Here is a 13,913-nt window from a genome sequence, read left to right on the forward strand (position 1 = left end):
TCGGACGTGCCCGCGAAATCCTGGGAAACTGGCATCCTCTAGGCGATGCCGCGTTTCCTCCCGGTCCGAAGGGCGTGGCGTCCACGTCGTAATTCATCGGTGATCCGCCGCAGGCCAACCCGACCCGCCGAAGGACCGTCCTATCGGTAAACTTCGCACGCTTCAAGGTCACGGGGGCCGTCGGCGAGGACTCCGTCTGCGAGCAGGAGGTCACGCCGTGTCGGATTCCTCTACCCGGCCGGAACGGGAGCGGCCCGCCGAGGACGACGAGCCCACCGCTCCTCCCACCCATGTGTCCGGGCGGTGGACGGTCTCTCGCGAGGCGTTCCAGCCCGGTGCGCTGCTCCCCGAGCCGTCCGGGTCCGCACCGCCGCCCCAGGACGACCCCGAAGACGGCTCCCAGGACGACGAGGCACCCGAAGAGCGGCCGGAAACCACCGAAGCCGCCGAGCCCGAGGCGCCGTCGGAGCCCGAGCCCTCGTCCGGGTCCGCCGACGAGCCCGCCGAGGTCGAGGAGGCCGCCGAGGTCGAGGAGGCTGCCGACCCCGGAGAGCCTGGGGAGCCCGCCGAGGCTCACGGAGCTCATGAGCACGAGGCTCCGCAGGACCGAGCGCAGGAGGGTGAGGAGCCGGATCGGCCGCAGGACGCGCAGCAGACCGGCGAGTCCTCGGACGCCGGCGAGCCTTTGGAGGCCGGCGAGCCCTCGGAGGCCGACAAGGCCTCGGAGGCCGACGAGGCCCCAGACGCTCCCCCAGCGGGCGGCACGGCAGATCCGGACGTTCCGGAGGCCGACGCGACGCCGTCCGCCGAGCCCGAGGACGAGCGGACCGGCCGGGAGGAAGCGGTCGGCACCGAGGATTCCGCCCGGGAGGAGCCGGCGGGTGAGGAGGCCGCCGGGGAGGAGCCCGTCGCCTCGGCCCAGGACGAGCCCTCCGGTGACGAGCAGGAACCGCAGGAGCCCGAGGAGGAACTGCGGGAGCCCGAGGAGGAGCCGCAGGAGCCCGAGGAGGAGCCGCGGGCGTCCGAGGACGTGCCGGGGCCCGAAGCGCGCGAGGAGGAGCCGGAAGAGGACGGCCCGGCTCCCGCCCACGGCCTGCCGGAGGAGCCCGAGGCCGAGCCCGAGCATGACGAACCGGACACAAGCGAGCCCGTGTCCGCGGGCGAACGGCACATGCCCGACACGGCCCGCCTGTGGTACGTCGAGCTCTCAGACTCAGACTCGTCGCCCGCGCCGGAGCGACCGGCGGACGTCGTGGCGCCCGAGCCGCCCGCCGTCGAGCGTCCGGCCGAGCCCACCCCTTCTGAACCCGCTCCTTCCGAGCCGGCCCCTTCCGAGCCGGCCCCTTCCGAGCCGGCCCCTTCCGAGCCGGCCCCTTCCGAGCCGGCCCCTTCCGAGCCGGCCCCGGCGGCCGAGGCGCCGGCACCGCCGGCGCCACAAGCCTCGGTCACCCGAGAGGAACGGGTCACCCGGGAAGACCCGATCGTCCGGGAGGACCCGGCCCCGCAGGCCCCGGCCGAGCAGCCGGGGCAGGTCTGGTCGCCTCCGCCCACGCGGCCGCGGCGACTGCCGACGCGGCCGGTGCCGCCGCCCGCGGAGGATCCCCTGCAGACGGGGAAGCCCCCGGAGTTCCGCCCCCATCAGGCGCCCCGGCCGGCGTCACCCGCTCCTCGGCCCGCGCCTCCCCAAACGCCTGATCCGCAGGCACTGGAATGGCACCCCCTCCGGCCCCAGACGCAACGGCCGGAGCCGCACGAGCCCCGGACGCACGAATCGCGGGCGTACCCACCGGAGACGCGCGAGCCCGCGCCATACGAGCCTCAAACACGCGAGCCCGCGCCATACGAGCCTCAAACACGCGAGCCCGCGCCATACGAGCCTCAAACACGCGAGCCCGCGCCGTACGAGCCTCAGACGCGTGAGCCGTCGGCATACGCTCCGGAGAGGTACGAGCAGCCCCGGACGCACGAGCCGCAGGCATACGAGCGCCAGGCGTACGAGCGCCAGGTATACGCGCCTCAGACGCATGGGCCGGAGGCGTACGAGGACCAGGCGTCGCGGGCCGGGGAGGCCGCGGCTCCGGAGGCCCCGTCGTGGGAGGCGCCCACGACCCAGGACGAGACCGCGTACCAGCCCTCCCAGAAGCCGAAGCGGTCTAAGGGGCGTCGCCGGACGCTGATCGTGGCCGCCACGCTGGCGGTGCTGCTGGTGGCGATCGTGGCCGTCCAGTTGGTCAGGCCGCTGCCCGAGCCCACGATGCTGCTGACGCTGCCGGCCTCGCATACCTTCCCGGGCACCGCCCCGTCGCTGCCGTTGCCGGTACAGGGTCAGGCCGTGATCGGGGTGGAGGGCGTCGGCACGATGGGCACGGCGGGTTCGGAGACCCCGATCCCGACGGCCAGCGTGGCCAAGGTGATGACGGCCTACGTCTTCTTGAAGAGTCATCCCCTGCAGTCCGGGGAGGACGGGCCCACCTTCACGATCTCCCCGCAGGAGGCGGCGCGGCTGAGATTCCGCAAGGAGCGCGGCGAGTCGCACGTGGACGTGCGGGCCGGGCAGCCGTTCACCGAGCGCAAGGCCCTTGAGGCGCTGATGGTCGTGTCGGCCAACAACATCGCGCACGAGCTGGCCCGGTGGGACTCCGGCGACCCGGCGGCGTTCGTCGCCAAGATGAACGCCACCGCCCAGGAGCTGGGCATGACCAACACCCGCTACACCGACCCCAGCGGCTATGACTCCGGCACCGTGAGCACCGCCGCCGACCAGGTGAAGCTGCTGCGCGCGGCGATGAAGCTGCCCGCCTTCGCCGAGGTGGTCGCCAACCGCACGTACGTGCCCAACGACGGCGGGCCGGTGCGGCCGGCGGGCAACATCCTGCTCGGCCGGTACGGGATCGTGGGCGGCAAGACCGGCTACACCGACGCGGCCGGCGGCAACTTCGTGTTCGCGGCCCGCAAGCAGGTGTCCGGGGTGGACACGCTGATGATCGGCGCGGTGATGGGCCAGCGGGGCACCAGTGCGATCGCCGCGATGTCGGCCGCCCAGCGGCTGGTCGGCGCCGCGCAGAGCACGCTGACCATGGCCACCCTCGCCCGGGCCGGGCAGCCCGCCGCCGTGATCGACGACGGGCTGGGCGGGCGGACCCCGGTGGCCGCCGCCCGGCCGGTCACCGCGATCGGCTGGCCCGGACTGACCGTACGGCTGGGGATCGACGGCACGCCGCCGGGCCGGGCCGCACAGGGCGAGGAGGTCGGCGCGGTCACGGTGGGCGACGGGTCGGGTCAGGTGCGGTTCCCGCTGCGGCTGCCACAGCCGCTGACCGAGCCCGACCTGCTCACCCGGCTGACCCGGTTGAACTAGGCCGGTAGAGCACGGACAGGAAGCGCACGAGCAGGGCCTCACGGGTGCGGGGCGGCAGCGCGTCCAGGACGGTGTTGACCACCGCCATGTCGGGCTGGCCGCCGCCGTTGAGCGACACCCCGACGGAGGCGAGCAGCCCCGCGAACCCGGCGTCATCGACGGTGTCGAGGTCCAGGGCGAGCAGCGCCTCCACCAGCCCGTCCGGCACCTGGGGCGCCCCGGCGGCGCGGGCGGCCCCGGCCGACTCGGCGAGCACCTTCAGCAGTTCGTCCACCCCGGCGAGGCTCACCCCGGTCAACGTCAGGTGGACGTTGGCCGGGATGCCCGCGTACGAAAGCTGGGGCTGGATGAACCAGCCGCGCCGGCGCGCCTCGTCCGACAGCACGAACACGTCGAGCGGCGGTTCGGCGGCCACCGCCACCAGCGCGGCGTCCGGGGAGCCCAGCACCCGCAGGCCCGGGATCGACGCCACCCCGTCGATCAGCCGCCGGGTCGCCCGCAGCGCGTCGGCCGCCAGCGCCCGGTAGCCGGACGCCCCGAGCGCCTGCATGGTGGCCCATGCCCCGCCCAGCGGCCCGGCGCCCTTGCTGCTCTGCACGGTCGCGTTGATGACGGTGTAGCCGGGCCAGTCGGCCGAGGCGAAGTAGGCGCGGCGGCGCATGGCCTCGTCGGCGAACAGCAGCACCGAGGCGCCCTTCGGCGCGTACCCGTACTTGTGCAGGTCGCAGGACAGCGAGGTGACGCCGGGCACCGACAGGTCGAACGGCGGGACGGCGGCGCCCGCCTCCCGCATCCAGGGCAGCAGCCAGCCGCCGACACAGGCGTCCACATGGCACGGCACCCCGCGGGCGGCCGCGGCGGCGGCGATCTCGGCGACCGGGTCGACCACCCCCTGCGGGTAGGACGGGGCGGAGACGACGACCAGCACCGTCCGGTCAGTGATCGCGGCGGCCGCGGCGGCGGGGTCGGCCCGGAAGGTGGCGGGGTCGACCGGGACGGCGACCGGCTCCAGGCCCAGGTAGTGCGCGGCCTTGTGGAAGGCCGGATGCGCGGTGACGGGGACGACCAGTTGCGGGCGCCCGCCCTCGACCGGGCGGGCGTCGCGGGCCGCCTTGACCGCGAGCATGATGGACTCGGTGCCGCCGCTGGTGAAGATGCCGGGGGTGGCCGCGTCGCCGCCGAGCCGCTGCGCCACCGCCCCGACCACCTGGCGCTCCAGTTCCACAATGCTGGGGAAGGCGGTGGGGTCCAGGCCGTTGACCTCCAGCATCCGCAGGTAGGCCCGCGCCGCCGTCTCGTGCACCTCCGGCAGCCCGGTGTCGTACACGTAGGCGGTCACCTTGCCGCCGCGGACGGGCAGGTCCGCCTCCGTCAGCCGGTCGATCTCGGCCAGGACGTCGGCGGCCGGACGGCCGTTCTCAGGAAGCATGTTCGCCTTCCGCGTCGTGCGTGACGTACTGGCGCGCGGCCAGCCTCCGATAGGACAGCAGCAGCGGGATGCTGAGCAGGAGGAGGGCGGCGGGCAGCAGGGTGAAGCCGGCCGTCAGGCCGGTGAGGGCGCTGCCCGGCTGGGCGACGGGCTCGTCGAAGTCGGCGGCACGGTACGAGGTCAGCGCCAGCACCAGCGCGAACACCCCGGGACCGATCGCCAGTGCCCCGGTCTCGGCGGCCGTCCACACCCCGGTGAACGCCCCGGCCTGGGCGTGGCCCGTCCGGCCGCTGTCGGCGTGCACCGACTCCGGCAGCAGCGAGAACGACAGCAACTGGATCGCGGCGTAGCAGACCCCCAGCAGCCCGCACAGCGCCAGCACCGGCAGGGCCGCGCCCGCGTCCAGCGCCGGGTACAGCGCGACGGTCCCCGCCGCGAACACCGCCACCGCGACGACGTAACAGGGGATGGGTCCGTGGCGGCGGGCCAGCCGGTTCCACAGCGGGACGGCCGGGATGCTGGGGCCGACCAGACAGACGAACATCGCCGAGGTCAGGCCGTAGTCGTCCAGCAAATAGGTCGCCGCGTAGGGGGCTCCGGCGAGCATGACGGCGACCGCCAGCGTCTGTATCACGGCCGCGCCGAGCAGCACGAAGAACGGCCGGTTGCCCCAGGCGGTGCGCAGCGCGGCGACCAGGCCCAGCGGCCGGGGCCCGGCCCGCGAGGCGATCCACCGGGTCGAGACCACCGAGGTCAGCAGCGCCGCGGCGATCACCAGCCCGATGACCACGCCCATCAGCGCGTAGCCGGCCCGGCCGCCGCCGGCCAGTTCCACCAGCGCGGGAGCCGCGCCGCCGGCCACCAGGATGCCGAGCGTCAGGGCTACGATCCGCCAGGTCATCGCCCGGCTGCGCTGGTCGGGCCGGGAGGAGATCTCGGCGGGCAGCGCCACGTACGGCACCTGGAAGCAGGCGAACGCGGAGGCCGCCAGCAGGAAGGCGACCGCCACCCACGCCGCCGCCGGGGCGGGGGACGAGCCCGGCGCCGCGAACATGGCCGCGAACAGCACCGGCAGGGTGAGCGCCCCGGCCAGCAGCAGCCGGATCCGCCGTCCGGTTCGCACCGCCTCACGGTCGCTGGCGGCGCCCACGATGGGGTTGAGGATCACGTCCCACGCCTTGGGCACGACAAGGACCACGCCCGCGATCGCGGCCGACACGCCCAGCACGTCGGTGAGGTAGTAGAGCAGCAGCAGCCCGGGCACCGCGGAGAACACCCCGGTGCCCACCGATCCGACGCCATAGCCCAGCAGCCGCCCGCGGCCGAGCGGCGGCACCGCGCCGTCCACCCGTCCGGGCGCCGGGCCGGCGCTCACGGGACGACCCGCGGGAGCGGCAGGCCGCCGTCCGACCGGTGCGGGTGGGTGTGGGAACGGGCCGGGGCTCGCCGGCCGCCGGTACGCCGCCGGACGTCTCCGGTGGCCAGGACGTGGTCACGGCGGTCGGCGGCGCGCATCCCGTCACCCTAGGTCGCCCTGATCATCTTGGTCAATCGCTTGTTCGGGGGCCAGGTCAGGAACGGGTGGCCGCGGCCGTGGGGGCGAGCGCGCTCTGCCGGCCGCCCTCCAGGGAGATCACCGTGGCGGGGGCGTCGGCCTCCTGCGCCTGGAACAGCCACACGTGCAGCACCATCTCGAACTCCAGCCGGATGTCGGGGTCGTAGAGCTCGTCGCCGAACAGCTCCTCCAGCTGATGCAGCCGGTACCGCACGGTCTGCGGGTGGACGTGCAGGCGGGTGGCGACCTCGGTGGCGTTGAAGCCGCTCTGCAGGCAGGCCAGCAGCGTACGCGCCAGCCGCTCGCGGTGCCGGGCCCGCACCTTCTGCAGCGGGGCCAGCCGCCGCTCGCCGACGATCCGGATCAGGTCCTCGTCCTTGAACATGACCAGCGTGGGCATGTGCTCCACGCAGCGCACCGGCCGGTCGGCGGGGAGCACGCCCCGGCGGGCCAGCGCCAGCCCCTCCCGGGCCCAGCGCAGCGACTTGGCCGTCTCCTCCACCCGGACGGTGGGGCCGACCGCGGCCACCCAGTCGCGCAGGGCGTTCTCCAGCATCCGGGGCCGGCCGGGGCCGTCCGGGTCGGGGACGACCAGGCAGGGTTCGCGCCGGTTGACGTCGGCCAGCACGTCCGGCGGCAGCGAGGGGTGCGCGTAGCGGTCCGGGCCGCGTTCGGCCAGCGCCACCGCCGCGACGGTCTGCGGCAGCCGCCACTGCGCCACCCGGGCCAGGTCGACGATCGCCTGCGGGGCAGCGGGCGGCTCGGCCAGCAGCAGGTCCAGCAGCCGCCGGCGGCGGTGCTCGAGTTCGCCGGCCACCTGGGCGCGGGCCTTGTGGTAACCCTGGGTGGCGGCGGCGGCGATCTCGTCCAGGAAGGCGAAGATCGCCTCGGCCAGCCGGCCCAGGGTGCGCCGGGAGACGTTGAGCTTCTCGGCCTCGGCGGCCAGCCGCCGCCAGGCCACCCGGGCGCCCAGCCGCAGCGCGGTCTGCAGCGCGTCCAGGCTGCGGCCCTCGCGGGCCTCGGCCCAGCCGATCTCCCGGTAGACGGCGGCGACCGGCTCCCAGGACGCCCCGGAGTCTCCGATCAGATCGACGAACTGGCCCAGTGCCCCCTCCACCGCCAGCCGCACCATCCGCACGTACTCCTCGTCCAGCGGACGGGCGTACTCGGGCACGCCGCGCTGGATCTCCTCGATCATCTCCTCGGCCACGTCCGCCAGGTAGGGACGGCACAGGTCCGCGATCTCGCACGGGACGCCCGTCCAGGGCGGCAGGGCGGTGCGTTGTTCGGGGGTGGTCACCGGTCGTACCTCCGTGGTCGGCAGTCGCGGTCTCCCGGAAGTTATCTCCTCTGTGATCCGGCAAACTTCGGGGCCGGCGACACATTCGGCCCGCCGCATTGTCACCCGGATGACAAAAGGCGGCCGCGAGAGCCCTACCGGAAACAGCCCCCCGCAACCGCCGGGACATCATCGTGGCAGGTGGCACGGCATCCGGGCAATGCGGTACGACATGAACTCGCAGCGTCTTCTGTCACCGCCGTTCAATTTCCGGCCCGGCTCTCAGCGAGGCACGGCCGGTCCGTCCCGGCGGGCCGGCACCCCGGCCATGATGAGCCGGCCGGCGGTGGTGACCATCTGGCGGACCTCCTCCAGCGGGCGGCCCAGCGAGGTCAGTGAGACCAGCGCGGCCAGCAGCACGTGGCCGAGCACGATCTCGATGTCGGCCAGGTCGGGCACCGGTTCGCCGATCACCGCCGCCAGCCGGTCGCGGACCAGCAGGAACAGCGCGGTGCGGGCGTCCTCCACGCTGGGGTCGTCGGAGGTGACGGCCTGGATGACCGCCGAGGTCAGGGTGCGGTCGGCGGCGGCCACCTCGACGATCCGCACCAGCAGCCCGGTCAGCCGCTCGGCCGGGGTGTCCCCGACGGCCAGCGCGGCGGTGCCGTCGGTGACCACGTGCGCCCAGGTGACGGCGACCTCGGTGAGCAGGTGGTCCTTGGTGGCGAAGTAGCGGTACACGGTGGCCCTGGCCACCCCGGCCCGGTCGGCCACGTCGTGCATGGTGACGGCGGCGTACCCGCCCTGCAGCGCCAGCTCCCGGGCGGCGTCGATCAGCCGCGCCCGGCGAGCCTGCTGGTCTTTGCTCAGACTCCGGGTGACGGTGATCCGCACGTCGCCGGGCAAGTGGGGCCTCCCTAGATGCGCCCCCATTCTTGCGCATTCCAGACCATCCGGTTGCAGCCGGTGCCCGGCGACCGGGCGGACCCGGCCGCCGGGCACGGCGGCGTCCGTCACGGGCCCTTGGGAGTGAACATCTCCTGCGCCTTGGTCTTGAGCCCCTTGCGGACCACCCCCCAGGAGTCGGGGTCGCCCTTGATGATGGCCTCGGCCGCGTCCTTGATCTGCGCGAACTCCGCGTGCGGCGGGATCGGCGGGATGTCGGGATCCACCCGTACGTCCAGCACCGCCGGTCGGCCGGCGGTCAGCGCCCGGTCCCAGGCGGGCCCGATCGCCTCGGGCTTGTCCACCTCGATGCCCTCCAGCCCGATCGAGCGGGCGAACGCCGCGTACGGCACGTCCGGCAGCGTCTGCGACTCCTCGAACTTCGGGGCGCCGGCCATCGCCCGCAGCTCCCAGGTCACCTGGTTGAGGTCGTTGTTGTGCAGCACCGCCACGATCAGCCGGGGATCGGCCCAGCGCGTGTGGTAGCGCTGGATCGTGATCAGCTCGGCCATCCCGTTCATCTGCATCGCCCCGTCCCCGACCAGCGCGATCGCCGGGCGGTCCGGCAGCGCGAACTTGGCGCCGATGGCGTACGGCACCCCCGGGCCCATGGTGGCCAGCGTGCCCGACAGCGAGCCCCGCACGTCGCCGCGGAACCGCAGGTCGCGGGCGTACCAGTTGGCGGCCGAGCCGGAGTCGGCGGTGACGACGGCGTTGTCGGGCAGCCGGGTCGACAGCTCCCAGAACAGCCGCATCGGGTTGATCGGGTCGGCCTCGACCTCCGCCTGCCGTCTGGCGACCTCCCACCAGCGGGCCACGCCGTCCTGCACGGTCCGCCGCCAGGAGGTGTCGCGCTTGCGCTCCAGCCGGGGGATCAGCTCCCGCAGCGTCTCGGCCGCGTCGCCCACCAGGTTCACCTCGGTGGGGTACCGCATCCCGATCATCCGGCCGTCCACGTCGATCTGCACCGCCCGCGCCGACCCGAACTCCGGCAGGAACTGGGTGTAGGGGAAGTTCGAGCCGACGATCAGCAGCGTGTCGCAGTCGCGCATCAGCTCGTAGGAGGGCCGGGTGCCCAGCAGCCCGATCGCCCCGGTCACGTACGGCAGGTCGTCGGGCAGCACGTCCTTGCCCAGCAGCGCCTTGGCCACCCCGGCACCGGTGATCTCGGCGACCTCCAGGACCTCCGCGCGGGCGTCCCGGGCGCCCTGGCCGACCAGGATCGCGACCTTGGAGCCGGCGTTGATGACCTCGGCGGCGCGCTGCACCTCCGCCGCGGGAGCGCGGGTGACCGGCCGGACGTAGCCGGGCGCCGACGAGGGAACCTGCTTGAACGCGTGCTCGGGCGGCCGGTACTCCTCCTCCTGCAGGTCGGCCGGGATGATCACGCAGGTGGGGGCGCGCTCGGCCAGCGCGATCCGCATCGCCCGGTCGATCAAGTTGGGGAATTGCTCAGGAACGACGGCCATCTGCACGTAGGCACTGGCCACGTCCTTGTACAGCGACTGCAGGTCCACCTCCTGCTGGTAGTTGCCGCCCAGGGCGCTGCGGTTCGTCTGGCCCACGATCGCCACCACCGGAACGTGGTCGAGCTTGGCGTCGTACAGGCCGTTCAGCAGGTGGATCGCGCCGGGCCCGCTGGTCGCCATGCAGACCCCCGGCCGGCCGCCGAACTTGGCGTAACCGACCGCCTCGAACGCGGACATCTCCTCGTGCCGGCTCTGTACGAACCTGGGGCCGTCGGCCCGGCCGAACGCGGCGATGATGCCGTTGATGCCGTCGCCCGGATAGCCGAAGACGTACTCCACATCCCACTCGCGGAGTCTTTCGAGCACGTAATCGCCAACGGTACGTGCCATTCGCTTCTCCTCCCGCTCGGAACGTCGCCGTTCTCCCCTCTTCGGGCCGCTTCGTCCTGCGCCCTTCCCCGGGCTCGCGGTTGAAACGTGGGGCGGCACGTGCTCCCTGGGAGGAGCGGCGGGCGCGTCCGCGGGCCGACGCCGTCCGGCCGGGTCGCCGATGACCGTGCAAGGGCGAACAGCACCGCTCCGTTCCGGCCCCTCCCGCGCCTCGACCGGCGTCCCCGTGACCGGTCGGTGTGGATCGGGCCGTTGCCGTCCGGGCCGAGCAGCCGGCCGCCGCCAAGGCCCATGCCGGCCGGGCCGTGGTCAGGCTCGATGCCCGCGACCGCGCCCGGCCGGGGTGCTCCGGGTGGGGCCTGGTCAGGCCGGACCGGCGGTGACGGCGGCGGTGCCGGTGCCCGCGCCGCCGGACGGTCCGGCGGCGCCGGTCCGCTCGCGCAGAATGAGCGCCCCGGCCAGCACCGCGATCACGACCAGGATCACCGCGACGGCGACGATCACGATGGTCCTGGTGCGCTCGCGCTCGTACCGGTCCTGCGACCGAGACCGCTGGGGCTGCTGGGGCCGCTGCTGCCACTGCGCCGGGTTGTAGGGCGGAGGCGGCGTCCAGTCCGTCTGCACGACGGTGCGCGCCTCGGCGTCGTGCTGCGGCGGCGTGTGCCGCGGGCGGGATTCCGGACCGGTGTCGTCCCGGGTGGTGGTCTCCATCTCGGCGGAGTCGAGCACGGTCTCCCCCGCCTGGGGAGGCAGCGGCGGCGGCGGTCCGTACCCGACCGAGGGACGGTGCGCGGGTCGGTTCGGCGGCCGCTCGGCCGGTCGGTCCGCAGGCCGCTGCGCGGAGCGGCCGAGCGGCCGGGCCGCCGGGCGCTCGAACGGCTCGTCCAGCTTGGTCTCGTCCAGCACCGTGCGGAACTCGCGCACCTGCGGGGGCGTGCCGGTACGGGCCTCCGGCATGCCCGCCACCTCAGCCAGCCGGGGCAGTGCCTGGTCGGCGGTCAGCCGGTACCTCGGCTCGCGGGCCAGCAGCCCCATCAGCACGTCCCGCAGCGGCCCGGCGTTGCGCGGCGGCGGCACCGGCTCGCTGAGCACGGCCGCCAGCGACGCCATCGCGTCGGAGCGCTCGTACGGGGAGCGTCCCTCGACCGCCGCGTACAGGGTGGCGCCCAGCGCCCACAGGTCGGAGGCGGGCACCGCCCGCTCGCCCTGCGCCCGCTCCGGCGGGATGTAGGCGGGCGACCCCATCACCAGGCCGGTCTGGGTGAGCGTGGCGTCGCCCTCCACCTGGGCGATGCCGAAGTCGGTCAGCACCGCCCGCCCCTCATCGGTGATCAGCACGTTGCTGGGCTTGACGTCGCGGTGCAGGATGCCCTTGCCGTGCGCGTGGCGCAGCGCGTCCAAGGTCTGCCGGCCGATCTCGGCGGCCCGGCGCGGCGGCACCGGCCCCTCGTCGATCAGGTCCTGCAGGGAGCGGGCCCGCACGAACTCCATCACCAGCCAGGGCCGGCCGCCCTCGTTCAGCACGTCGTGGACGGTGACCACACTGGAATGGTTGAGCCGCGCCGAGGCCCGCGCCTCCCGGAACGTCCGCTCGTAGAGCACGTCGCGGTCGGCCGGGCTGAGCCCCGGGGGCAGCAGCACCTCCTTGACCGCCACCTCGCGGTCCAGCATGGTGTCGTAGGCCTGCCAGACGGTGCCCATGCCGCCCCGGCCGACCACCGTGTCGAGACGGTAGCGGTTGCCGAGCAGATGACCCTGCTGACCCTGCGCCATGACTGAATGGTCCCCCGTCTGGGACGCGTGAGTCCCTACCGTGGTGCGTCCGGCCGCTCAGGGCCGGAACGTGTCGAGGACATTGTTCACCTTTTCGCGGTTTCCGTCCCACTGCTCTTGCGGGATCGCGATGAACACCGCATACGGCCGCCCGTCCACGACGACCCCACGGTCGATGCCGTGCATGGGCACGCCGTCCGCGTTCGTCCAGGTGAACTCCAGGTCGGCGGCGTCGTAGGGGACCCCCGTCGGGCGGCCGAGGCCGATGCGCCGGTAGTCGCGCATCTTACCGGCGGCGACCACCTCGCTCTCCCACTGCTCCCAGTGGGAGAGCGGGTCGCCCGACCACTGTGTCCGGTCTACCTGGACGTAGGCGCTTGAGTCCGGGGAACGCCAGAACACGCTGTTGCCCATCGTGAAACGGCGCCAGCCCTCCGGCACCCCGATCCGGTAGCCGGGTCCGTTCTCCAGCCGCAGCCCGGGGGGCACGTCGGGAACGGACGCGCTGGAGGGCGCGGAGGGCTGTGACGGGTCGTCCTCCTGCGGAGTCTGCGGGACCTGCGGGGCCGCCTGCCCGCTGGCCGGGTTGGGCGAGCCGGACGAGCCCGCCGTGTTCTCGCGGCCGTTCCCCGTGGAGCCCAGCCGCGTGACCAGGACGAAGGTCAGCACGAGCGCGATGGTGGTGAGCACGCCCACCAGCAGCAGCATCCCCGGGTTGGTCGAGGAGCGGCGGGCGGGCGGGGCGGGTGGAACGGGTGGAATGGCCGGGCCGGTGGCGAGTTCGTCCGGCGCCTGCGGCACGTACGGCGGCAGTGTGGCGGTCGGGTGAGGGATGTGTTCTGTATCGGTCGTGGATGGGGCCGGGGCGGGCCGGGCGTCGGCCGCGATCCGCGCCAGCATCTCCTCCGCCTGCGGCGCGGTCAGCCGGTGCGCCGGGTCGCGCAGCAGCAGCCCGCCCAGCACCGGGGTCAGCGGGCCGGCGTTGCGCGGCGGCGGCGGGTCCTCCGTCAGCACCGCCGCCAGCACCGCCATGACCTCGGAGCGCTCGTGCGGCGGGCGCCCCTCGCAGGCGGCGTACAAGGTGGCGCCCAGCGCCCACAGGTCGGAGGCGGGGGTGGCGGGCTCTCCCCTGGCCCGCTCGGGCGGCATGTACGCGGGCGAGCCCACCAGCAGCCCGGTCTGCGTCATCGTGGCCTCGCCCATCACCCGGGCGATGCCGAAGTCGGTCAGCACCGCCCGTCCCTCATCGGTGATCAGCACGTTGGCGGGCTTGATGTCGCGGTGCAGGATGCCGACGGCGTGGGCGGCGCGCAGGGCCGCGAGCATCTGCCGGCCGATGCCGGCGACCCGGCCGGGCGGCAGCGGCCCGTCCGCGTCGATCAGGTCCTGCAGGGAGCGGGAGCGGACCAGCTCCATCACGATCCAGGGCCGGTCGTCCTCGTCCACCACGTCGTGCACGGTGACGATGCCGGGATGGCTGAGCCGGGCGGTGGCCCGCGCCTCGCGCAGCGTCCGTTCGCGCATCGCCGCCCGCTCGGCCTCGCCCGGCTCCTGACGGACCAGCACCTCCTTGACCGCCACCTCGCGGTCGAGCATCTCGTCGCGCGCCCGCCAGACGGTGCCCATGCCGCCCCGGCCGAGCATCGCCTCCAGCCGGTAGCGGCCGGCGACCCGGTGCCCTGGCTGCGCGGTCTGCGGCTGCGTACCCGCCATGG

At 74.2% G+C, this 13,913-nt stretch carries 9 protein-coding genes; 1 reads left to right on the forward strand and 8 read right to left on the reverse strand.

Annotated elements, in window-relative coordinates; translation table 11 throughout:
* Positions 1 to 217 precede the first annotated feature (217 nt).
* Complete coding sequence (locus C4U03_RS42390) at positions 218 to 3,358, forward strand: D-alanyl-D-alanine carboxypeptidase (RefSeq protein ID WP_268817492.1); 3,141 nt, start codon at positions 218 to 220, stop codon at positions 3,356 to 3,358.
* Here C4U03_RS42390 and C4U03_RS06905 read toward each other — a convergent pair.
* The 8 genes from C4U03_RS06905 to C4U03_RS06935 form a co-directional block, all read right to left on the reverse strand.
* A complete protein-coding gene (locus C4U03_RS06905; protein ID WP_103936780.1) occupies positions 3,333 to 4,787 on the reverse strand; it encodes a pyridoxal phosphate-dependent decarboxylase family protein in 1,455 nt (484 codons plus the stop codon). The genes C4U03_RS42390 and C4U03_RS06905 overlap by 26 nt on opposite strands.
* Positions 4,777 to 6,162: an MFS transporter gene (locus C4U03_RS06910; protein ID WP_235017683.1), complete on the reverse strand. Its 1,386-nt coding sequence runs from the start codon at positions 6,160 to 6,162 to the stop codon at positions 4,777 to 4,779. Before C4U03_RS06910 ends, C4U03_RS06905 begins: the two co-directional genes overlap by 11 nt.
* Complete coding sequence (locus C4U03_RS40290; RefSeq protein WP_160146916.1) at positions 6,159 to 6,302, reverse strand: hypothetical protein; 144 nt, start codon at positions 6,300 to 6,302, stop codon at positions 6,159 to 6,161. The genes C4U03_RS06910 and C4U03_RS40290 overlap by 4 nt, the downstream gene beginning before the upstream one ends.
* 56 nt (positions 6,303 to 6,358) lie before the next feature.
* Positions 6,359 to 7,642, reverse strand: coding sequence for a helix-turn-helix domain-containing protein (locus C4U03_RS06915; RefSeq protein ID WP_103936781.1), 1,284 nt, complete (start codon positions 7,640 to 7,642; stop codon positions 6,359 to 6,361).
* Between the two features lie 261 nt (positions 7,643 to 7,903).
* The gene (locus C4U03_RS06920) at positions 7,904 to 8,527 is read right to left on the reverse strand and encodes a TetR/AcrR family transcriptional regulator (RefSeq protein ID WP_103936782.1); all 624 of its coding nucleotides are present in this window, start codon (positions 8,525 to 8,527) and stop codon (positions 7,904 to 7,906) included.
* Between the two features lie 107 nt (positions 8,528 to 8,634).
* Entirely contained in the window at positions 8,635 to 10,425 is a 1,791-nt protein-coding gene (locus C4U03_RS06925; RefSeq protein ID WP_103936783.1) for a thiamine pyrophosphate-requiring protein, read from the reverse strand.
* A gap of 363 nt (positions 10,426 to 10,788) precedes the next feature.
* Positions 10,789 to 12,198, reverse strand: a complete 1,410-nt coding sequence (locus C4U03_RS06930; protein ID WP_103936784.1) for a serine/threonine-protein kinase — start codon at positions 12,196 to 12,198, stop codon at positions 10,789 to 10,791.
* Positions 12,199 to 12,255: 57 nt separating this feature from the next.
* On the reverse strand, positions 12,256 to 13,911 hold the full coding sequence (locus tag C4U03_RS06935; protein WP_103936785.1) for a serine/threonine-protein kinase: 1,656 nt from the start codon (positions 13,909 to 13,911) through the stop codon (positions 12,256 to 12,258).
* Between the last annotated feature and the right edge of the window lie 2 nt (positions 13,912 to 13,913).

Source organism: Thermomonospora echinospora (assembly GCF_900108175.1).
Lineage (GTDB): Bacteria > Actinomycetota > Actinomycetes > Streptosporangiales > Streptosporangiaceae > Thermomonospora > Thermomonospora echinospora.